Origin of the sequence: Pseudomonas sp. DE0157, assembly GCF_007678615.1 — a bacterium.
Classification (GTDB): Bacteria; Pseudomonadota; Gammaproteobacteria; order Pseudomonadales; family Pseudomonadaceae; genus Aquipseudomonas; species Aquipseudomonas parafulva_B.
Window position 1 is genome coordinate 131,256 of sequence record NZ_VEJN01000006.1, and the last position, 22,295, is coordinate 153,550.

General features: G+C 62.3%; 18 protein-coding genes. 10 read left to right on the forward strand and 8 right to left on the reverse strand.

What is annotated here, in order from left to right:
* Positions 1-24: 24 nt before the first annotated feature.
* Positions 25-1,077: a vanillin reductase gene (calA, locus tag FS777_RS10060; protein WP_027914670.1), complete on the reverse strand. Its 1,053-nt coding sequence runs from the start codon at positions 1,075-1,077 to the stop codon at positions 25-27.
* 178 nt (positions 1,078-1,255) lie between these two features.
* Between calA and FS777_RS10065 the strand changes: the two genes are divergently transcribed.
* Positions 1,256-2,161, forward strand: a complete 906-nt coding sequence (locus FS777_RS10065; protein WP_058637427.1) for an AraC family transcriptional regulator — start codon at positions 1,256-1,258, stop codon at positions 2,159-2,161.
* Here FS777_RS10065 and thpR read toward each other — a convergent pair.
* A complete protein-coding gene (thpR, locus tag FS777_RS10070) occupies positions 2,150-2,731 on the reverse strand; it encodes an RNA 2',3'-cyclic phosphodiesterase (protein ID WP_058637341.1) in 582 nt (193 codons plus the stop codon). The two genes, FS777_RS10065 and thpR, sit on opposite strands and share 12 nt — an antisense overlap.
* 158 nt (positions 2,732-2,889) lie before the next feature.
* Between thpR and lpxO the strand changes: the two genes are divergently transcribed.
* From lpxO to FS777_RS10100, 6 genes are all read left to right on the forward strand, one after another.
* Positions 2,890-3,789: a lipid A hydroxylase LpxO gene (gene lpxO, locus FS777_RS10075; RefSeq protein WP_023536108.1), complete on the forward strand. Its 900-nt coding sequence runs from the start codon at positions 2,890-2,892 to the stop codon at positions 3,787-3,789.
* An 8-nt stretch (positions 3,790-3,797) separates the two neighbouring features.
* Positions 3,798-4,367: a GNAT family N-acetyltransferase gene (locus tag FS777_RS10080; protein ID WP_058637342.1), complete on the forward strand. Its 570-nt coding sequence runs from the start codon at positions 3,798-3,800 to the stop codon at positions 4,365-4,367.
* A 140-nt stretch (positions 4,368-4,507) separates the two neighbouring features.
* Complete coding sequence (locus FS777_RS10085; RefSeq protein WP_145255299.1) at positions 4,508-5,674, forward strand: DUF1624 domain-containing protein; 1,167 nt, start codon at positions 4,508-4,510, stop codon at positions 5,672-5,674.
* Positions 5,675-5,821: 147 nt separating this feature from the next.
* Positions 5,822-6,832, forward strand: a complete 1,011-nt coding sequence (locus FS777_RS10090; protein ID WP_078478764.1) for an ABC transporter substrate-binding protein — start codon at positions 5,822-5,824, stop codon at positions 6,830-6,832.
* Positions 6,829-7,845 (forward strand): iron ABC transporter permease, encoded by a 1,017-nt coding sequence (locus tag FS777_RS10095; RefSeq protein WP_078478765.1) that lies wholly within the window; start codon positions 6,829-6,831, stop codon positions 7,843-7,845. The genes FS777_RS10090 and FS777_RS10095 overlap by 4 nt, the downstream gene beginning before the upstream one ends.
* A 5-nt stretch (positions 7,846-7,850) precedes the next feature.
* A complete protein-coding gene (locus FS777_RS10100) occupies positions 7,851-8,630 on the forward strand; it encodes an ABC transporter ATP-binding protein (RefSeq protein WP_058637429.1) in 780 nt (259 codons plus the stop codon).
* 105 nt (positions 8,631-8,735) lie between these two features.
* On the opposite strand, the gene FS777_RS10105 is transcribed toward FS777_RS10100, so the two are convergent.
* Positions 8,736-9,056, reverse strand: a complete 321-nt coding sequence (locus FS777_RS10105) for a hypothetical protein (RefSeq protein WP_058637345.1) — start codon at positions 9,054-9,056, stop codon at positions 8,736-8,738.
* Positions 9,057-9,178: 122 nt separating this feature from the next.
* Complete coding sequence (locus tag FS777_RS10110; protein WP_145255302.1) at positions 9,179-9,676, reverse strand: GNAT family N-acetyltransferase; 498 nt, start codon at positions 9,674-9,676, stop codon at positions 9,179-9,181.
* Positions 9,677-9,804: 128 nt separating this feature from the next.
* Here FS777_RS10110 and FS777_RS10115 point away from each other — a divergent pair, with 128 nt between their 5' ends.
* From FS777_RS10115 to FS777_RS10125, 3 genes are all read left to right on the forward strand, one after another.
* A complete protein-coding gene (locus FS777_RS10115) occupies positions 9,805-10,284 on the forward strand; it encodes a hypothetical protein (protein WP_078478767.1) in 480 nt (159 codons plus the stop codon).
* A gap of 72 nt (positions 10,285-10,356) precedes the next feature.
* Positions 10,357-11,922, forward strand: a complete 1,566-nt coding sequence (locus FS777_RS10120; RefSeq protein WP_078478768.1) for a sensor domain-containing diguanylate cyclase — start codon at positions 10,357-10,359, stop codon at positions 11,920-11,922.
* Positions 11,923-12,080: 158 nt separating this feature from the next.
* Complete coding sequence (locus FS777_RS10125; protein ID WP_078479434.1) at positions 12,081-13,418, forward strand: MFS transporter; 1,338 nt, start codon at positions 12,081-12,083, stop codon at positions 13,416-13,418.
* An 80-nt stretch (positions 13,419-13,498) separates the two neighbouring features.
* On the opposite strand, the gene FS777_RS10130 is transcribed toward FS777_RS10125, so the two are convergent.
* The 4 genes from FS777_RS10130 to FS777_RS10145 all read right to left on the reverse strand — a co-directional run bounded on the left by FS777_RS10130 (position 13,499) and on the right by FS777_RS10145 (position 22,261).
* Positions 13,499-14,050: a DUF4174 domain-containing protein gene (locus FS777_RS10130; protein WP_145255305.1), complete on the reverse strand. Its 552-nt coding sequence runs from the start codon at positions 14,048-14,050 to the stop codon at positions 13,499-13,501.
* A 210-nt stretch (positions 14,051-14,260) separates the two neighbouring features.
* Positions 14,261-18,739 (reverse strand): NEL-type E3 ubiquitin ligase domain-containing protein, encoded by a 4,479-nt coding sequence (locus tag FS777_RS10135; RefSeq protein WP_145255308.1) that lies wholly within the window; start codon positions 18,737-18,739, stop codon positions 14,261-14,263.
* An 83-nt stretch (positions 18,740-18,822) separates the two neighbouring features.
* Entirely contained in the window at positions 18,823-21,183 is a 2,361-nt protein-coding gene (locus FS777_RS10140) for a DNA polymerase II (RefSeq protein WP_145255311.1), read from the reverse strand.
* Between the two features lie 157 nt (positions 21,184-21,340).
* On the reverse strand, positions 21,341-22,261 hold the full coding sequence (locus FS777_RS10145; protein ID WP_058637352.1) for a LysR substrate-binding domain-containing protein: 921 nt from the start codon (positions 22,259-22,261) through the stop codon (positions 21,341-21,343).
* Positions 22,262-22,295: the final 34 nt, after the last annotated feature.

Below are 22,295 nucleotides of genomic sequence, written 5' to 3' on the forward strand. Positions count from 1 at the left end.
ATCCCGGTGCAGGTCGACGGCCGATCAGGCCTTGAGGGTCGCCATGTCGATCACGAAGCGGTACTTCACATCGCCTGCGATCATGCGCTCATAGGCCTCGTTGATGTGCCGGATATCCAGCATCTCGATGTCGCAACGGATGTCGTGCTTGGCACAGAAGTCCAGCACTTCCTGGGTTTCGGCGATACCGCCGATCAACGAGCCGGCCAGCACGCGGCGCTTCATGACCAGGTTGGCAGCATGCAGCGCAGGCTCGATCGGTTCGATCAACCCGACGAGGATGTGCACGCCGTCGAACGTCAGGGTTTCCAGGTAGGGATTGAGGTCATGTTGAACCGGGATGGTGTCGAGCAGGAAATCGAAACGACCGGCTGCCGCTTTCATCTGCTCGGCGTCGGTGGACACAATCACATGGTCTGCCCCTTGGCGGCGCGCCTCAGCGGCCTTGGCCTCGGAACGGGTGAACAGCGTGACTTCGGCACCCAGCGCCTTGGCCAGCTTGATGCCCATGTGGCCCAGGCCACCCATGCCAAGGATGCCCACCTTGTGGCCTGGGCCTACACCGTGGTGCTTGAGCGGCGAATAGGTGGTGATACCGGCGCACAGGATAGGGGCGGCGCTGGGCAGGTCCATGCCCTCGGGGATGCGTACCACGAAATGCTCGCTCACCACGATGCTGCTGGAGTAGCCACCCATGGTGTTGCTGCCATCGACCCGATCGGGCGTGGCGTAGGTCATGGTCGGGCCTTCGAGGCAGTATTGCTCAAGGTCCTTGGCACAGGCCGCGCACTGACGGCAGGAATCCACCATGCAGCCGACACCGACCAGGTCACCGACCTTGTGGCCGGTGACCTGGGCGCCTACCGCGGTCACGCGGCCGACGATCTCGTGGCCTGGCATCAAGGGGTAGACCGCAATGCCCCATTCGTTGCGGGCCTGGTGAATGTCCGAGTGGCACACCCCGCAATACAGGATGTCGATGGCCACGTCATCCGGGCGCGGGCTGCGGCGCTCGAAGGTCATGGGTGCCAACGGGCTGGTGGGGGTTTGGGCGGCGTAACCGATAGCGGTATACATAGAGACCTCGCGGTTAAGTGAAACGGTTCATGTGAAGCATTTTGTTCTCAGATAGGAACATTGCCCACCGCAGATTCTCCGGAAGCCTTGCCTGATTCTCCGAAGCTTCTGGTGCAGCCAACGCGCGGCGGGCATAATCCGTCCACCCATGCTGTCCGATTCTCTGCCCCGGTGCTCCATGCAACTGACCCGTCACGTCGACGCCAATGCCCCGCTTTGCGCACTCATACGCCGTCTGGCGGTTCGCCCAGGGTTCGTGCCCACCCACCTGCCCCAGGTACAAGTGCTGAGCTGGGACCACTACGTGGCCAGCAGCCCGCAGATCTATGAGCCGAGCCTGATGATCCTGGCCCAGGGCAGCAAGCTGGCCCGCCTGGGGCCCCGCACGCTCGAGTATGGCGCGGGGCATTACCTGGTGCAGGCGCTGTCGGTACCGTTCATGTGCGAAACCTTCGCCACGCCCGATGTGCCCTTGCTGGGCGTGGCAGTGGCCATCGACCGCGCCACGCTGAGCGAATTGGTGCAGAGCAGCGGCCTTGCCACCGATGGCCCGGTGCAGGCTCAGACGCCCCAGTCGATGACCTCGGCCGCCCTGGACGCGCCCATGCGTGAGCGGGTCGAGCGGTTGCTGGAGTGCCTGCAAGATCCTGTGGACGCCAAGGTGTTGGGGCCGGCCCGGGTGCGTGAAGTGCTGTACGCCGCCCTGCGTGGCCCGCAGGCCGGGGTACTCAGAGCGCTGGTCGAGCAACAGGGCCATTTCGCCCGCATCGGCGCCGCCTTGGCCCACCTGCGCGAACACTACTGCGAGCCACTGAGCGTCGAGGCTCTGGCTGGGCGAGCGAACATGAGCGTCTCCACCTTCCACGAGCATTTCAAGCGCTGCACGGACATGGCGCCCATGCAGTACCTCAAGCGCCTGAGGCTGCTCAAGGCACAGCAGATGCTGATCGGCGAAGGTATGGGCGTGGCTCAGGTCGCCCATCGGGTGGGCTACCAGAGCACGTCGCAGTTCAGCCGCGAGTATAAACGCCAATTCGAACGCAGCCCCGGCGAAGAACTGCCGTATCAGAGCCTACCGGTGTGAGCCCAGTGGGCTAATGAATGCGCCTCCATCCCCCAATGCCCAGCGTGCCAATGGCTGATAGGCGCCCTTTCGAGACTCGTAAAGTACACATTCCCGGGCGCTGACAAAGAACTCAGGCGGCGTGCTGGCCTCAGGGGGCTGCCCGTGAAAGTCGCGGGACAACGTCAAGTGGGGTCGAAAGGTGCGGTCTGCAACGGCGATACCCAAGGGCAGCAGCGCCTGTTGCAGCCCATAGACCAGTTGAAGAAGGGGCGCAGGCGTATGCTGCGCCTCAAGCACCAGGGCACCGGCCCTGTGCCACACCTGCAAGCGATCAAGCACCAGCCTCGGCGCCTTGTCGGGCAGCAGCAATTGGTCGACGGCAGCGCACACCGATGGGACCTGCGCCGCATCGACATTGCCCAGGAATGCCAGGGTGATATGGAAATTGGCGGCTGGCACCGGCCTGCCGCTGCGCAGCGCCAGGCTGCGTCGCCACTGGGAGACATCGCGGCGCTGGGCATCACTGACTGGCAGGGCGAAAAACAGCCGCTTGAACGGGCTGGCCGTAGAGCGAGTGTCCTGAGCCATAAGATCTCCTGAAGGTGAAACCAGGGTCGCGGACGATGCAACGCGACACCGAACCGGCCGGACAGTTTCGTAACAATAGGTACAAACTGCCGCGACGATTGTTTATGCTGGCGGGCTTATGCCATCGCGCATGGCCATTTTTCGACAAGTAAACGTCCATGAAAATTGCACTCGTTCTGCTATTCGTCCTCTCGATCGCCTACGTTCACCTGCGCGGCCGGGTGCGTCACAAGCTGACCCGCCAGCTGGGTGACCATTCCAGTTTCCTGGCCCCGGTCAACAGTTTCCTTTACTTGTTCTCGAAACATCCGGCCAAACCTTACCTGCCGGTCGAAGCCTTCCCTGAGCTACAACCGCTGCAGGAACACTGGCAGGAAATCCGTGAAGAAGCCCAGCGCTTACTCCAGGTTGGCGAAATCAAGAAGTCCGATAATTACGACGACGTGGGCTTCAACTCGTTCTTCAAGACAGGCTGGAAGCGGTTTTATCTGAAGTGGTACGGCGAAAGTCATCCGTCGGCCATGACCCTGTGCCCGCGCACCACGCAGCTGCTGCAAGGCATTGGCACCGTCAAGGCCGCCATGTTCGCCACCCTGCCCCCTGGGGCCAAGCTGGTTCGGCACCGCGACCCCTATGCTGGCTCCTACCGCTATCACTTGGGCCTGGATACTCCAAACGACGACGGCTGCTACATCGACGTCGATGGCGAGAAATATTCGTGGCGCGATGGCCAGGGCGTTGTGTTCGACGAAACCTACATCCACTACGCGGCCAACACCACCGAGCACAATCGCATCATTCTGTTCTGCGATGTGGAGCGCCCGCTCAAGTACCGCTGGGCCACGGCGTTCAATCGCTGGTTCAGCCGCAACGTCATGGCCGCCGCCGCGGCGCCCAACGATGCAGGGGACAAGACCGGCGCCATCAACCGCCTGTTCACCCGCATCTATCGCATCCGCGAACGCGGCAAGGCGCTGAAGAAGCGCAACCGCACGCGTTACTACCTCGAAAAATGGGCAGTGGTGGCGGCGCTGGTGTTGGTGTTCATCTACATCTGAGGCTGCACATGATCAATCTCCGCCCCATGACGCCAGAAGATTTCGAGCGCTTCTGGCCCACGCTGCAGGGCGTGATCCAGGCGCGCGAAACCTACGCCCTTGACCCCGACATGACCTTTGAGCAGGCCCGCCACATGTGGCTCGAGCTGCCCCGGCATACACTGGTAGCCGAAGCGCAGGGCGAGCTCCTGGGCTCCTACTACCTCAAGGCCAACGCCGGCGGGCCAGGCAGCCACGTGGGCAATTGTGGCTACATGGTGACCGAGCAGGCACGTGGCCGCGGGGTGGCGCGCTTGATGTGCGAGCACTCGCAGAAGCTGGCTCGTCAGGAAGGCTTTCTGGCGCTGCAGTTCAACTCGGTGGTTGCCAGCAATGAAGTGGCGGTGGCCTTGTGGCACAAGCTGGGCTTCGAAACCGTCGGCCGCTTGCCCAAGGCTTACCGCCATGCACACCTGGGGTTGGTGGATTGCCTTGTCATGTATAAATGGCTGGCCGATGAGCCAGTCACAGAAAAGCCTGCGCTGCTTATTGGCCGCAAGAACATCGAAGCGCGGGTATCGCGTCGCAAGGGTCGGTAGTCAGCATTGGCGCTCCAGGGTCTGATGCCCGTGCCCTGGAGCCAGTACACGCCAGATTCTGACGGTTTAAAACAGGCAGTCTTGCTCAGCGCTCGGGTTATAAGATAACGTTTCGTCCGTCGTCTTTAACCGTGATGCCCATGCCCCCTACATCCTTGCTACCTCCCCTCTCACACCAACGCTTGCAGAGCATCGACGCCCTTCGCGGTTTTGTCATGCTGATCATGCTGCTGGACCACGTGCGCGAAACGTTTTTCATGCAGCATCAGGTCAGTGACCCGATGGCCGTGGAAACCACCGAGCCTGCGTTATTCTTCAGTCGCACCCTCGCACACCTGTGCGCGCCGGTCTTTGTGCTGCTCACCGGCCTGTCTGCCTGGCTTTACGGCGAAAAACGGCAGCGTCGCGGCGAAGTCTCGATGTTTTTGTTCAAGCGCGGGCTTTTTCTGGTGGTGCTGGAATTCACCCTGGTGAACTTCGCCTGGACATTCCAGGTGCCGCCGACTGTGATCTACCTGCAAGTGATCTGGGCCATCGGTATCAGCATGATGGCGCTGTCAGCCTTGATATGGCTGCCCCGGGCTGGCCTGCTCGCCGTTGGGCTGACCCTCATCGCCGGGCACAACCTGCTTGACGGTGTGCACTTCGACGCCGCATCCCCCTGGCATGTGCCCTGGGCCATCGCTCACGACCGTACCTGGCTCGATGTCAGTTCCACACTGCGCTTGCGCACCTCCTACCCGGTACTGCCCTGGGTCGGAGTCATCGCCGTTGGCTACTGGCTCGGCCCCTGGTTGCACAGTGCATGCACACCGGCACTGCGTCAACGACGGCTGCTACACGCTGGGTGCGGCGCCCTGTTGGGCTTTGTCGCGCTGCGCGCGATCAACGCCTATGGCGAAGCGCACTGGAGTGTTCACCCAGCGCTGGCGCAGACGCTGATGAGTTTCTTCAATATCACCAAATACCCGCCGTCACTGGTGTTCCTGACGTTAACCCTGGGCGTTGGGTTGCTGCTGCTGCGTGCATTCGAGCGCGCAGGGCACCCGCGCTGGATCGGAGTGCTGGCGATGTTTGGCGCAGCCCCGATGTTTTTCTATCTGCTGCACCTTTACGTGCTCAAGCTCCTGTATCTGAGCGCATTAGGTGTGTGGGGAGCCAACCAGGGGGCCTACTTTGGTTTCCAGACCATTGCCGCGGTTTGGCTCACGTCGGCCCTGCTACCGCTGATGCTCTACCCGCCTGTACGCTGGTTCGCCCGGCTGAAGGCACGGCGGCGTGATCTGGCGTGGCTGAAGTACTTCTAGGCGGCTCAACCAGGCCCTAAAAGCGTTTCACCCGGCGGCGCGATGGTCTACCATGCGTGCCGCCGGTTTCCACCCTCAAACCAATAGGGAATCCCGCGTTCGTCTTGCGCGAGCCATCGGGAACTGCCCCACAGGAGATCGTCCTGCATGCTGCCCCGTTTCGCCACCCTGCTTGCTGGCCTTGGCATCGCCGGCCTGGCCCAGGGTGCACCCACCGCGTATCCGCTGACGATCGACAACTGCGGTAAACCCCAGGTGTTCACCCAGGCGCCCCAGCGCGTGGTGACCATCGGTCAGGCGGGCACCGAAATGCTGTACGCGTTGGGCTTGGGTGCCCAGCTCGCCGGTTCATCGCTGTGGTTCAATGACGTATTGCCCGATTACCAGGCGCAAGACGCCAAGGTCCCTCGGCTTGCCGACAACGAGCCCAGCTTCGAGGCGGTGGTGGGCAAGCGCCCGCAACTGGTGACGGCCCAGTTCGAATGGATGGTCGGGGACCAGGGCGCGGTGGGTACGCGCGAGCAATTCGATGAATTGGGCATCGCCACCTATGTGCTGCCGTCGGATTGCGAAGGCAAGGACAACCTGGTAGGCGCCGACGGCACGCGGCTGCAAGCCTTCCAGGTCGAAAGCATTTACAAGAGTGTCAGTGAATTGGCCAGCGTCTTCGATGTGCAGGCCCGTGGCGCCGCCCTCAATGACGAACTCAAGGGCCGTTTGGCCAATGCCCAGGCGCAGCTGGCAGGCGTGGACCTGTCAAACACCTCGGCGCTGTTCTGGTTCTCCAGCGCTGACTTGGCCACCGACCCGTACGTGGCAGGCCGCCAGGGCGTTGCGGATTTCATGCTGCGTACCCTTGGCGTGCGCAACGTGGTGAGCTCCACCGAGGAGTGGCCAACCGTGAGTTGGGAGACATTGGCCAAGGCCAACCCAACCTGGCTGATCATTGCACGCATGGACCGCCGTCGTTTTCCGGCCGACGACTACCAGAAGAAACTCGACTTCTTGCGCAATGACCCTGTGACCCAGCACATGGACGCCGTCAAGCATGGGCGCATCATCGTGCTCGATGCCGAGGCGATGCAGGCGGGCATTCGTTTGTTCCGCGGCTTGCAGACGCTGGCGGCAGCCTTTTCCACTGGCGTTGCAGCCCCGTGATCAAGCGTCTGACGGTGACCTGCGCCGCATTGGTAGCCCTAGGGGGTGCGCTGCTGGCGGGTACTGCGATCGGTGAAAACCCTCTGTCATTGCGCCTGGTCGGCCAGGTGCTGGCCAACCACGCCTGGCAAGCGGGCTACCCGCTCGACCCCATCGATGCTGGTGTTGTGTGGAACTACCGGCTGACCCGTAGCCTCGTCGCGGCGGCTTGCGGCGCCGGGCTGGCCACCTGCGGCGTGATCCTCCAGGCGCTGCTGCGCAATCCGCTGGCCGAGCCCTATCTGCTGGGCCTGTCGGCGGGCGCATCTACAGGAGCGGTGCTGGTGGGTCTGTTGGGCGTGGGCAGCATGACCCTGAGCATGTCTGCTGGGGCCTTCATCGGCGCCTTGGCAGCCTTTGCACTGGTGCTGCTGCTGGCGCGCGCCGCGAGCCCAGGCAGCACGGGGGCTCACGTCATCCTTGCCGGGGTGGCTGGCTCGCAGTTGTTCAATGCTGTGACGGCGCTTCTGATCACCAAGTCGGCGACGGCCGAACAGGCCCGCGGCATCCTGTTCTGGCTGCTGGGCAATCTCAGTGGCGTGCGCTGGCCTTCGGTCTGGCTGACCGTGCCGGTTGCCCTATTGGGCCTTCTGATTTGCCTGTGGCAACGCCGTGCGCTGGATGCGTTCACCTTTGGCGCCGATTCGGCAGCATCCCTGGGCGTGCCGGTACGGCGCACTCAACTGTTACTGATCAGCTGTGCAGCCCTGGTCACCGCCGTCATGGTCTCCATCGTCGGCGCGATCGGTTTCGTGGGCCTGGTCATTCCCCATGCGCTGCGCCTGCTGCTCGGGCCCGGTCATAACCGGCTCCTACCGGCCAGCGCCCTGGGCGGGGCGCTGTTCTTGATCACCGCGGATATCCTGTCGCGGACGTTGATCGCCGGACAGGTCATCCCCGTAGGGGTGGTCACGGCCCTGATCGGCGCACCGGTGTTCGCCGTTATCCTGGTAGCCCGAAGGGGACGCGCGTGACCGCCATGGCGCCCATGCAGCTCGCCCCACTGGATTGCCAGGGCATCAGCCTGCACCTGGGTGGCCGCCCGGTGCTCGACGGGATCGACCTGACGGTGCACGCCGGTGAGACCCTGGCCATCGTCGGGCCAAACGGCTCGGGGAAGTCGTCGCTGCTCAAGGTGCTGGCAGGCCTTCGCAAGCCCGCCACGGGGACCGTGCAACTTCTGGGCAAGTCGCTCTCGCGTCTGCCTCGCAGAACGGTGGCAAGGGCATTGGCACTTGTCGAGCAGCATGCTGACACGCTCGATGCCATTCGAGTCTTCGACGCCGTGGCGTTGGGCCGCATCCCATGGTTATCGGCCTTGGCGCCGCTCGGTGACGACGACAAGGCCATCGTCGAGCACGCCCTGGCTGATGTGGATGCGCTGCATTTGCGCAGCCGCCTGTGGGGGTCGTTGTCCGGTGGCGAGCGCCAGCGCGTTCACATCGCCCGGGCGCTGGCGCAACGCCCCGCGGTGCTATTGCTGGACGAGCCCACCAACCACCTCGATATCCAGCATCAACTCGCCTTGTTGCAGCAGGTGCAGGGGTTGCCGGTCACGACGCTGGTGGCCCTGCATGATCTCAATCAGGCATTGACGTGCGACCGTGTGGCGGTGTTGAACAATGGGCGACTGGTCGCCTTGGGCAAACCGCTGGATGTGCTCACGCCCGCTTGCTTGCTGAGCACCTTCGGCGTTCACGCGCACGTGCTCACCGACCCGATGGACGGCGCTCAGGTACTGCGTTTTCGCTGCGCGTGAGTGCCTCCGTGCCACGCGGCGCATTGTGGACGGCGGGTAGGCTGACGGCCGTGCGTGTTGAATACGGGCGGCGGCAGCGAAGCCACCGCGCGCCCATGTCAGCGGTCAGTGAACCGTGTCGGTCGCCGTGCGGCACCATTGCGCCCGCTCCTGACCGGTGAGTGAGTCCGACAGTTCGATGAAGGTGGCTTCCAGTTCCGGTTCGACGTGACCGGCCACCTCGATGCGACTGAGCAGGTACTGCCTGACCGTCCTGGGCCATCGGCCCTCTCGGTGCGCGGCATTGATGATGCTGGCGGCATCCTGGCGGGTGGCGCCACGCCATATGTCCATCAGGCGGTTTTGGAAATCGTCGAACGACCAACCGTCTGTGCGAACTTCGAATTCATCCAGCAGTTTCAGTTTGTACAGGGCCATGTGCGGCATTGTCGCTCTCCCTCTGCGGCTGTAAAAAGTCCGTGCACGAGGAAGCAAATCATCACCTGCCTTGTAAGAAAATGAACGCGTGGTCCATCACGCCCACGTCAATGTAGGACATGTCCGAGCGCTTAACGCAGCCGCAGGTCCATGTGGGTTGTCTGCCAGACCGGGTCGTCCTCGACCTGCAGCAGGGTGAAGCCCTGTCGCTCCCAGAAGCTGACGGCCCCCGGCAGAAACGGATGGGTATGCAGGTAAAAACGGTCGATTTCTTCGCTTGCCGCTTGCGCCGTCAAGGCCCCGAACAAGCGCGCCGCAACGCCGTGCCGGCGATAGGCAGGCAACACGAACAGACGCACGACCTCGACCACACGCTGGTCACCGTAATCGAACTGGGCAAAACGATTGTCATAGGGCAGGTAGCCGATTACGCCCACCAGGTCTGCGCCTGCCCGTGCTTCGATGAACGCGCCGGCGCCTTGCAGATAGACATCATCAAAATGTTCAAGGTCCGCAGGTTTGGGCGCGCTGGCAAGCATCGGAAACAAGTCCCGCCGCGCGGCCTCGACAAAGGCCACGACCTCCTCACGGGTTTCTGGGGTCACGGGGCTCAGGATCAGTTCAGGCATGGGGCAACCGTTGCAGTGAAAGGGCCTGGTTCTACCGCAGCGAGCCCGGCAAGGCAAATGCAACGCTCGTCCAGGACGCGTGCGCACCCCTATAATTGCCCTACTCCACAGCCCACTCAGGCCAAGCCATGCCTCGCCCTTCGAAGTTGCTGCTCATGTTTGCGCTCATCGCCGCGGTCACGGCGTGCGACCAGAAGCCCACGCGTGAAGAACAGATCGTTGCCCAGCTGCCACTGCAGGAGGCTTATGACCACAACATTCAACGCATGGCCGTGCTCCTTGCAGGCAAGTACCCGGACGTGAGCCAAGCCAGCATCGAACAGGTGCTGCGCCGACACCTGACCGTTGACGACCAGCGCCAGGACCTGTTCCGCCTGTACAGCGAACAGAATTTTACCGATGCCGAATTCGCCAGTATCGTCGGCGCCTTGCAGGACCCCGCCAAGGCCCGCGCTTTGGAAAAAACCCCTGAAGGCAAGCGGTTGAGCGAAAAACTCACGGCACTGATGCAGCAAACCGCCGCAGATGCCAAGGTACAGGCGGTGGCTGAACAGCGCATGCAGGACGTGGAGGCAGAACTCCAGGCTCTGGAAAACCCCGCCCCCTGAGCGTCACGCGCTACGCGACGGCTATCGAGGATTGCTTGCCATTCTCCGTATCTGATGATTTCGAGGTCAGGATTGCCAAACACCAAGCATGGATTGCGACTGGACCTGCGCAGGCTCATTCTGGTGCTCTGTGCACTCACTGCACTGGTAATGCTGTGCGCCAGCTATTTTGCCAGCTACCGCGTCCAGCGCCAGTTGCTGATCGATCACGCGCTGGAAGCGAACCGGGTGTACGCCACCAAGCTGGCCAGCATCACCGAAACCTTCATCGGGAACGCCTTGCAGCAATTGCAGTTCAGCGCAGGTGTGCAAGGCCGGCAACTGAGTGACGCCGTGGCCTTGCAGGCTGAAACACACCGCGTGCTGGCGCAGAGCATGGCGTTCAATTCCACCTTCGTGATCGATGCCGACGGCACGTTGCTGTCCGTCTCCCCTGCGCCGCTGCGGCACCTGGTGGGCGGGCGCATGCACTCCCCGGGGGTCGACGAAGCGCTGCACCTGCGGCGTGCGCTGGTCTCTACCCCTTACGTCTCCGCTGCCAACAACTTGGTGGTCACCCTCTCGCAGCCGATCATCGACGAGCAAGGCCGTTACCTGGGCTACGTAGGGGGCACGCTCTACCTGCGCGAACACAACATCCTCAACAGTTTGCTGGGCGAGCATTTCTACAAGGACGGCTCATATCTCTATGTAGTCGACCACCAACGACGCCTGCTCTACCACCCTGATAACCAGCGTGTCGGTACCGTCGTGCAGGGCAATGCCTTGATCGACCAGTTGCCAACGCTGCCCAGCGGCACCCTGGCACTCACCAACAGCCAGAACGTCGAGATGCTAGCAGGCTTCGCCACCGTGCCCAGTGCCCGTTGGGGCGTGGTCGCCCAGCAGCCACTGTCACGCACCGTGGCACCGCTCAATACCCTGGTCCTCAACGTGATAGGTGCATCGGTGCCACTGGCCCTGGTCGGCAGCCTGTTGCTCTGGTGGCTGGCATTGGTCATCGCTCGGCCGCTCTGGCAGCTCGCCGCCAGTGCAAGGAGGATGGACAGCGCCAACACGGCCGAAGATTTGCACCGGGTGCGTGCGTGGTATTTCGAGGCAGCTGAGCTCAAGCGAGCGTTGTTGTTCGGCCTGAATTTGCTACACGAACGCATTGGCCGGCTGAACCGCGAAGCCCAGACCGACCCCCTGACAGGGCTGGTCAATCGCCGCGGGCTGGAATTCAGCCTGTCGTTGTTAGAGGCTGAAGGCCGGCGTTTTTCAGCCATCGTCATGGACGTGGATCATTTCAAACGGATCAACGACAGCCACGGGCACGACACAGGCGATGCCGTGCTACGACAACTGGCCCATTCGATGCGCCGCTGTTGTCGGGAAGGCGACTTGCTTTGCCGTACTGGCGGCGAGGAGTTTCTGATGCTATTGCCTGGCGCAGACCTGGCTGTGGCAGCCAGTGTGGCCGAGCGCCTGCGCGCGATCATCGAGGACACCCCGATAGCTCCGGTGGGCGACCTGACTGTGTCGCTTGGAGTGGCGCATTGGGAAGGCACAGACGATGCGGCCGGCACGTTGGCCGCGGCTGACAGAGCGCTTTATCTGGCCAAGCAGAGTGGGCGCAACCGCGTTGTCGTGGCCTAGAGCTCCAACCGCCCCGGTCGTTTCTGGCATCCAAAGGTCGTCCTCGACAAAGCAACCCATAAGCGGGGCCGATCTACTGACAACCACAACAAATGATGGCGCGGCTCGACCGCACCACGCTCGTCATGGCTGCCAATGGAAAATCGGAGAGCACCCGCATGTCCGCACCTCACGAGGTATCCCCTGCCACCCTGCGCAGGGTGATCGCCGCTTCGGCCATCGGCAATTTCGTCGAATGGTTCGACTTCGCCGTCTACGGCTTTCTTGCAACCCTCATCGCCAGCCAGTTCTTCGCCAGTGGCGACCCGAGCGTCGCCTTGCTCAAGACCTTCGCCGTGTTTGCCGTGGCGTTCGCCCTGCGCCCACTGGGTGGCATCGTGTTCGGCGCGCTGGGAGACCGCCTGGGACGCAAGCGCATCCTGTCGCTGACTATCTTGCTGATGGCAGGCTCCACCACCCTCATCGGCCTGCTCCCAACGTATGCCAGCATCGGATTGGCAGCCCCCGTACTGTTGACGCTTGCACGCTGCCTGCAAGGCTTCTCGGCCGGAGGTGAATATGCGGGGGCATGTGCCTACCTGATGGAGCATGCACCAAACGACAAGCGCGCGTTCTACGGCAGCTTCGTGCCGGTCTCGACGTTCTCGGCCTTTGCCTGCGCTGCCGTGATCGCCTACGGCCTGGAAGCAAGCCTGAGCACGGAAGCCATGGCCGCCTGGGGCTGGCGTGTACCGTTTCTGATCGCCGCACCCTTGGGCCTGGTGGGTTTGTACCTGCGCTGGCGCATGGAAGAAACGCCAGCCTTCCGTGAAGCACTGGCGCAAGGCAAGGAACATGAGCATTCGCCCCTCAAGCAGACGCTGCGCCACCATGGACGCGCGATACGCAACCTGGGCGCGTTCATCTCCCTCACCGCACTGTCGTTCTATATGTTCACCACCTACTTTGCCACCTACCTGCAACTGGTGGGCAACCTGACTCGCGCCCAGTCATTGCTGGTGACCACTGTTGCGCTGCTGTTCGCCGCCGCGGGTTGCCCGGTTGCCGGCGCTGTGTCGGATCGCATCGGGCGGCGCAAAACCATTGGCTTTACCTGCTTGTGGGTGATGCTGTGCGTGTTCCCGGCCTACTGGCTGGCCAGCTCGGGGTCGATGTTCGGCGCCCTGCTAGGTGTGGTGCTGCTGGCGGTGGGTGCATTGTCCAGCGGCGTTGTAACGGCGGCCCTGCTATCGGAAAGCTTCCCTACACGTACCCGCTATACAGCCTCGGCCATTACCTATAACGTGGCCTACACCCTGTTCGGCGGCACCGCCCCGCTGGTCGCGACCTGGCTGATCGGGCAGACAGGCAGCAGTCTGGCGCCAGCTTTCTACCTGGTCGTCATTGCCTTGATAGCGCTAGTGGGCGGGCTGGCATTGCCGGAAACTTCGCGGATATCGCTGCACGATGACCCTACTCTCGTTGCGACTGGCAGCGCCGGGCAACCCACCGCCTGACCCGTAAGGGCTGCACCGGCGGCTGCACCGGCAACCCCGCATGGCGCCCGCCCTTCGCAGGCGCTTGCTTGACAAAACGCTCAATCTTCCAGGGGCTTGGGCGGTGCACTGGGCTTGGAGGGCTTGGCCGGTTTTGCATCCTTGGTCTTTTCCTGCGCCGCGGCCGCGGCCGGCTCGGATGCCTTGATCGCTTTCTCACTCGCAGGTAGGTCGTCCACCGCCTTGATGATGGCCTGGGGGTCGAGAACCTCCCCGGTGTCATCGTCCTTGAGCATGTGCCGCTCACCGTCCTTGCCAACGAGGATGACCTTGGTGCCTTTACTGGCACCGAGCTTGAGCTCGCGGATCAGTGCCATGGTGGTCTGCTGCTCAAGGTTCTTGTCGCCCTGTTTCCCCATCATCTGGGCGACGCTGTACAGCACGACGTTACGCTCCTTGAAGGCGGCCTGCGTAGCCGGATCCTCCATGGCCTTGGTAATGGCCCTGAGGGTGGGGTCGGCACTGCTAGGTGCGATGATGACCAATGGCCTTGCCTTGCCCAGCTCCTGGGCCAGTGGCCCATTATTGTCAGCCGCAAAAGCCGGGCTCACAGCGGCGAGCAAGGCGGCGAGGGTCAGTGACCGGACGAGCATGCGCATCTCCTTTTTCTCTCGATCAAACAAAGACTACAGACCTTGGAGAAAGGTCCGACGCAGGAGCCTAAACCAACCCACCCGGCAAGGCGCAACTCAAAAGTAACTGGAGGTGTCCACCCTGCCAGGTGGCGCCCTAGATAGCCCATGCATGCCTATGAGCATAGCTCAACACGCTTATCCTGCGCTGGTACGACGGCCTGCTTCACCTCAGGGTGAGATGGGCTCGGCCGCGCTGTCCAGCGCCTGACGCGTGATGGCCAGCAGAAGAGCGCGCTCGCCTGTCTGGCGTTGCTGTGAAATTTCTTCTGTCTGCTGCAACACCTGCTGTTCGCTCAGATCAGGAGCCTCTTGCACAGCCTCCAGCCGTGCATGAAAAGGGGCGTTCATCTCCTCAAAACGCTGCGCATGCACGTTGCGTACGTGCCTGCACCAGAACTCCCGATCCAACAGAGAGTTGGCCAGTTGCTCGCTGGTTTCTGCCTGCAGCACGCGCCTGGCTGCCCGCTCCATATGCGCTTCGGTAACCCCGGCTACCTCCCTGAATGACATGCCGCTGGTGAAGATGGGCAGGTCAAGGCGCTCGCGTAGCGCCAGGCGGTAAGCCAGCACCACCTCGATCTCGTCAGGATCGGCACCATCGGCCTGGCGCCAGCGCACGTCATCCATGGCCACACGCTCGACCTCATCCAAGCGCCACAGCTGCCGCCCCAGGTGCAAAAGAGCCTGTTCCTGATCACCTTGCTGCGCTTGGGCGTCGGCCTGCCAGACCCGCAGGCGCACTTCAAGGTCGCTGAAACGCAGAGCCACGCTGTCCTGACAGGTCAGTTGCTCGGCATCGCTGAACATCGCCACCCTCAGGTCGCTCGAATCTCGCATGGCCCTCAACAGTGTCAGTACTCGGCCGGCGAGATACCGCGCACCAGTGCGGTGCTGAAAATCCGCTGTGTCCATGAGGCGTTCGAGTAAACCGAAGAACTCGCCGGCGTCCTCCATGGCCTGCAGGTGTTCCCAGCAGGCGCCCAGTTCGGTGCGATGGTTCAGGCCGATCGCATCCATCCAGCGCAGTCGCACCAGTCCCATCGCTCGGTTACGGGCGCGGGTAGCGGCCGTGAGCAACGCTTGCGCCAGCCGCTCACGCTCAGCAGCCGACAGCGGATTGCCGCCCAGGTGGACTTCACCCTCCACCCACAGGCGCGATTCATAGAAGTTCTCAGGCAACGCCGTGAGCAGGTTGTCGCGCAAATCGACCACCCGCAGGGATGTACTCTCGAGTAGTTGGTAAGGCAAGCTGCGCAGGCCGGCGCCTGCTATACGCAACTCGTGCAGGTATGTCAGCCCGCCCACCGAAAACGGCCTGCCCAACGGGTTACGTGAGAGGTCCAGATAACGCAAGTTGCTGCAGCAAGCCAGAATAGTGGCCTGCCCCGCATCAAGCACGATCTGGTTGTGTGCCATGTTCAGCGTCCACAGATGTTCCAGCTGCAAGAGCGCCTGGGGAATCCGCAAGAGCTGGTTATCGGGAAGCTCGAGCGAACGAACACTGGTGAATGCACCCAGGAAGCTTTCAGGCAAATGGCGGATGCTGGCGTCGCGCAGTGCCAGTGAATACACATGGCCGAACCCTACCTGGGACGGCAGCTCCGGTAGGCTTTCGGTATGAATGCCAATCATGTCCCAACGATAGGCTTGGATAAGACTGTCGCCGTGCATGCCCTCATCCAGGACGTGCTGCCAGCAATTGCGCAAGGCTCGTCCAAGCGATCGGCGGCGTTGTCGTTCGGCATGGCTAGATCCTTGCCTGGCCCATGTGCGCAACTGCGCGCTGAGGAGCCGGTACTGATCCTCCAGGCGTCGCAACCGTGCTTCGATCCCCCCTGCGGCCGATCGCGCATCATCCAGCCACGCGTCAAGCTGGGTATCGGTATAAGTGGGGTACAGAAACCTCAGCCTTCGCAGGTAGGGGTTCGGCCTGCGCCCTCCACGTCCACTGAGCAGGTACCCCACGCGACCGTCGGCCAAGCGGGTGGGCAATTGCCAGCGGCGGCGAGTCGTGATGCCCAGGAGCTCAGGCAATGCTGCCCGGTGAACCTGGGCGAGCGCAGCGACTTCTTGGCGCAAACATTGGGCGAAAGGCTGATGCAGCCCCATGGAGGTCAGTTGTGCCTGATCATAGGCACTCACGATGGCGTCGAACAGGTCGCCGGGAGGACAGATCTCCTGCGCGAAGGCGTTTCTCACGCTGTAGCCTTGGGTTTCATGGAACAGCTGCAGCTCGGCATCCCCTTCTCCAACACTGGCCAGTTGTACGCCGTTGGACTGCGCACTTAACAGCCGCCAACGTACATTACCGATGCCGCCAGCTCGATAAGCGAGCAACCCCAGGACCAACTTGGCCAAATCCGTATCCTGGGACGTCCGCAAATACAGGCTTTCGAGGGCGCGTTGCACCCGAATGTACGAGCTGCGCTGACGGGCAGCTTCGGCCAGTTGCAAGGGTACGCGGCCAGTCTGACGCAGACGTTGCAGGTCGACGCTGCTCGCATTGGCCAGCAGCGTCTGTGCCGCAGCAGGGTACAAGCGTGGAAATACGCACTGTAAGGCTTGGATTTCCTGGCTCGAAGGGGGCGTTTGCTGATCCAACAGGTGCTGCATGACTTCGTACCGTTGTCCATCGAGCTGCGCCGCTAGATCCACATTGGACAGCCCTTCGCCACCGGTCAGCTGGACAACCTGCGCCAGCAGGCTCTGATCCTCGGCTACAACGCCAGTGCGCAACTGCACCAGCAGGTTGTCGACACGCTGAGCAAGATGCGCACGGCTGCTGGTGTCGATCAGCGCTGGCAAGGGGTCGGCGCCGCGAATATGCAAACCGCGTAGCTGGTCGTCGTCGAGCGCGTGAATGGCCATGACCTGCTCGATGCGCGTGTCATCGAGTTCTGCCATCGGCCCGCCCAATCGCCTGAACAGGTAATGGGTTGTCGACCAATCGAGGGGGGATTCACTCCACAACCGCCACGCACCTGCACCGTTGTGCTGTAAAAGAGGACCCATACCGTCGCGCGGCAACAGTTGCCACTGATCGTCGGTCGCCCGTTGCTGCACCGGGTAAGTGTGGCCGTCCATGCGGATCCATGCATCAGTGCCTTGGCGGCTGATTCCCTCGTGATCTGTCAACGCTTGAGCAGGTGGAGGGGCGCTTCGGAACGGCGACAAGTCCTCAGACCACAGGCGCGCGCCGTCATCTTGCACATCGGACTGGACCAGGCCATCAACCCAGGTCGAGCGTTTCCACGCCTTGGCCAAGCCATAACCCGCCCCTGCGGTAGCGCCAATCAGCGTGACTTCAGCGGCCACATGGGTCATATGATTCATGGCCTGCTCCGTCTCGCCCTCATGCCAAGCGTCCACCCCATGGAACACCTCCTTCAGCAACTCCCAAGCAGTCACGGCAAGCAGTACCAAGCCCAACCCAGGTAGCCAGAAGCTGGCCAATCCCAGCAGCGTCCAGCCTTCGGCTGCCAGGCGTTGCTCATGGGCACGCTCGAGCGCTCGATCCAAAGCGTTGACCGGAGGCGCCAGCGTCGCGGCATCGTCCATCACGTGTTGAGCGCGAGCGCTGGCGAGCGTTTCGAACACAGGCTCCGACAAGATGCTCGCCACCGGGTACAGGTCAGCCGTGGCCCAGACCGGCATGTCCTCATAGAACGCCGTTGCGATCTGGCTGAAGAACCGTTGGCTATCACGACGTCGGATGAAACGCGCAAAAAACTGCTGATAGGCAGGCTGGCGCAAGCGTTTGTTCAGCACGGTGCGTTCAAAGCGCTCCAGATTATCGGCAACGCTCCAGGCTCCAAACGGGTCACCCGGGATATACACCAGCACACGCTTGCTCGAGGTGTAGAAAGGTGCCAACGATTCGTTCCGCACATCCAGCACCAGAATCTGCTGCAATGGACAGTCCAGGATCTGCAGACGTTTGGGAATCACCCGATCGCCGTGCAGGTGTCCAAGCCTGCCGCTTTGCCACAAGTCGACCAGCAGTTTGAGTTCCCCAGGGGCAGATACGCCCTGGGCGTCAGCCTTGAATGCATCAAGCAACATTTCGTGCCGGTTCAGCTCGCCCAGTAGCGCTTGCATGGAGGCCGACGTCAGATGGGCGGCCAAGTGCTGCTGATAGAGCGCCCCTAGATCCAATTCCCGGACCCATTGGGCAAACCGAGCGGCACTAAGTCCCGGCACCGCGTTACCTGCCGCGTCATATACGCCGGCCATGGGCGGCAAGATCTGTGACTGCATCTCTTGAGCGGTAAAATTTCGCAATACGGCTTCGAGCAGGGGTATCAGGTAGTACTCGCGCTTGGTCAAGGGCACCCGCACAGGGAAGTACGTGGCCAGCGGCACCTCGTAAGCATTGCGAAACCACAACTGGTCCACGCCCTGGGTGATACCGAAGCGCGCGCTCAAGGTCTTCTCCAGCAGGGGCTTGGCGAATGCGTCGATGCCTTTGATCGATCCCCACCGCGCCGCCAGACGGTGGCGGCAGGTCAGGCTGCTGTTGAGGGCTTGGCCTGCCTGGGTGACGAATGCCTTGTCGAGCTCTTTGAGCCAGCCCGGCAAGCGAGCAGCGATCAGGCCGTCCTGGCCGGCCTGCTCTGCCAGTTGAAGATCAGTGAGTGCGGTATCCATCAGTTAATCCCGTGAAATGATTGTGCACGGGAGGTTAGCGAGACCTAAGAACAAACCCGTGGCGACGGGGTACTACCTCAGGGTTAAAACAGCAGCATCTGGTCATCGATCAACGCAGAAAAGCTGTCACCCACAAAGGGAAGAATCGCATAGGCGACCGGCTGCAGCTGGCGCGAAAGATAATGGTCATAGTCGATGGGGGCACGACGGTTCTCCAGCGGCTGGGGCCCGGCGGTGGTCATGAGGTAGCTGATCCAGCCCCCCCGCTGGTACTGGAGCGAGCGACCCAGTTGCCGGTTGTAGTCATCGGCAAGCCGTGCGGCCCGTACGTGCGGTGGCACGTTGCGCTGATACTCAGCCAACGGGCGGCGCAGGCGTTTGCGGTACACAAGCGAAGCGTCGTGCTTCCCGCCAAGCATCTGACTGACGTACTCGCGTACGTATTCGCGGTAAGGCTCACCGCGAAAAATTCGCCGGTAGAGCTGCTGCTGGAAGGTTCTGGCCAACGGCGACCAATCGGTGCGTACCGATTCCAGCCCTTTGTAGACCATGTCTTCGGTGCCATCGGCACGCTGGACGAGGCCGGCATAGCGCTTTTTGCTGCCCTCCTCGGTGCCGCGTATGGTGGGCATGAGAAAACGTCGGTAATGGGTTTCGAACTGCAGCTCAAGCGCGCTCTCCAGGCCAAGCGTCTGGCGCAGGTGCTCGCGCCACCACCGATTTACCTCGCTCACCAGTGCATTGCCAATCTGCGCAGCCGCCGCTTCATCGTGGCCGGTCTTGAGCCAGACGAACGTCGAGTCCGTATCGCCGTAGATCACGTCATACCCGCGGGCTTCGACCAGGGCGCGGGTCTGGCGCATGATCTGGTGCCCGCGCAACGTGATCGAGGAGGCCAGACGCGCGTCGAAAAATCGGCAGCCGCTTGAGCCTAATACACCGTAGAAGGCATTCATGATGATTTTCAGCGCCTGTGACAATGGCGCATTGCAATCCTGCTTGGCTTGTTCCCTGGCGCGCCACACACGTTCGACGATCGCCGGTAGACAGTGACGTGTGCGGGAGAAACGCGCCCCTCTGAAACCCTCGACCGAACGCGCGTCATCTGGCTGTTGCAGCCCTTCGGCGAGGCCGACAGGGTCAATCAGAAATGTGCGGATGATCGAGGGGTACAGGCTCTTGTAGTCCAGCACCAGCACCGAATCGTATAGCCCAGGTCGGGAATCCATGACGAACCCGCCGGGGCTGGCTTCCTCGGGGCGGCTGCCCAGGTTGGGCGCGACGTAGCCCTGGCGGTGCATGTGCGGCATATACAAGTGGCAGAAGGCAGCCACCGAGCCACCGCTGCGGTCTGCCGCCAGGCCCGTGACCGAAGCACGCTCAAGCAGAAACTCCAGCAACCGGGTGTGGGCAAAGATGCGTGTGACCAGTTCACAGTCCTTGAGGTTGTAGCGGGCCAGCGCAGGCTTGTCCTCGGCGAACATGCGATTGATTTCATCCATGCGCTGGTAAGGAGTGCTGATGGCCTTGCCGTCACCCAAGAGGGTTTGCGCAACATTCTCAAGGCTGAACGATGGAAAACTCCACGTTGCCGAGCGCAGCGCTTCGACGCCGTCGATCACTAACCTGCCGGGCACATCGATGAAGACATGGCCACCGCTACCTGACGCGCGCAGAGTCATGGGCGCCCCGCCCCTGCCCAGGTCCATGGCCACTTGTAGCTTTTTGCCGTGTTCATGCAGCAGGCGCAGATCGAACTGCACCACGTTCCAGCCGATGATCGCGTCCGGGTCGTGGCGCGCTATCCAGTGGTTCAGGCAGTGCAGCAACGCACTGCGATCGGCGCAGTAGTGCAGGTCGAAGTCAACCTCACTGGCGTCGCCGTTGGCTGGGCCAAGCATGTACACCTGGCGCTGTCCGCAGCCTTCCAGGGCAATGCTGTACAACTCTCCCCGCTCGGTAGTTTCGATGTCCAGCGACACCAGGCGCAGCGAGGGACGGTAGCTGCCGTGCGGCTTGAGCTGGGCATCGCAGAGCACGCCCCGCTCGTCCAGGCGTCCAGCGAACTGCACAGGGGCTGTAATGAAGCGCTCCATCAGGTAGCGCTCCGGTGGCCTGACATCGGCCTCGTAGACGTCGATACCTGCGGTACGCAGCCGTTGTTCCAGCTGCAACAGCTGCCGGTAGTGCCGGCAGTACAGCCCTACCACTGGGCGTTGATCGAACGTCTTCAACCCAAGCGGGCGCAGCTCTGCATCTGGCTCGTCGGCCAGCAGCAGCTGCGCGTGCGCTTGTTGCGCCTGCGGGACGAACGCCACGTTGACCTGGGGCGCCAGTCTCACTTGCCGAGGGCCCTGATCGGTGGCCAACCACAGCTCCACGCACGTGCCTGCCTGCGTGTCGTACCAGTGCCGGGTCAGGACGAAGCCCTGCTGCAAATCCACTGCCGCGCCCTCTGCATTCGTTGATGATGACAAGTGTAACGGGTGGCCCCCGGCGCACCGGGCCTGGCCTGTGAGACGACAAGATGCTCCGGCATCCAAACCCACGGCGCCCACCGTCGGTGAAGTGGCTGCGCTTGCCGTGTGCGGTACAGCGGGCTCAGCTGTACAGGTAGTTGATGTCCTTGAGCACCAAGGGAGGCACCTGACCGAGGAGAAAATCTCGCAATTTTTGCATCTGACGGGCCTTGGGGCTGTTTTTCAGCCAGGTCATGTAGTAGCCATCCCCAGTTGCCACGGCCTGTTTGAACGGCGTGACCAGGCGCCCGGCTGCCAGGTCGGCACTGGCCAACACCAGATCGACCACGGAGATGCCCAGGCCCTGCTGAGCGGCAGAGATACCTTGATCGAGCGTGTCGAACACCTGGCCCTGGTCGATGCTGACATCGAGGGCATCCATGCGCGCCAACCAGCGCCGCCAGTCGCGCCGATCAGGCGAGGGATGCAGCAATTCACAACGGTTCAGGTCCGACAGCGCAGGTTGCGCCTGTCCCATGTAGTCGGGGTGGCAGACGGGAATGAGCCACTCGTCGAACAGCCTGAAGCTCTCCACATCGGCCGCGAAACGGCCGTTGGCCAGCAAGATGGCGCAATCGTAGGGCTCAGAATAGAAGTCGACGCTGTCGATATCCATCCACACGCTCGAGAGCTGCACAGTGCAGGTGTCTTCGTGTTTCTTGAAACCGTCCAGTGCCCTTAGCAACCAGCGCACGGTGAGCGTTGAAGGCGCCTTCAAACGCAGGCCGTAGCGATCCTGGCGCAGCAGCGCGCAAGCGTTTTCGATGATCTTGAAACCGACCTTGAGCTCTTGAGAGAGCAGGCGTCCGTGCTCGGTCAGGCTCAACTTGGGCCCTCGCCGTTCGAACAAATCGCAGCCGAACATGCCCTCGAGGGTCTTGATATGGTGGCTGACTGCGCCTTGGGTCAGTGCAAGCTCTTCCGCCGCCCTGGTGAACGAACCATAGCGGGATGCGACCTCGAACGCACGCAGTGCATGCAAGGCCTGAATCCTTTCCGACATAGACGCCTCCTGACTATTAGCAAGACTAATAGTA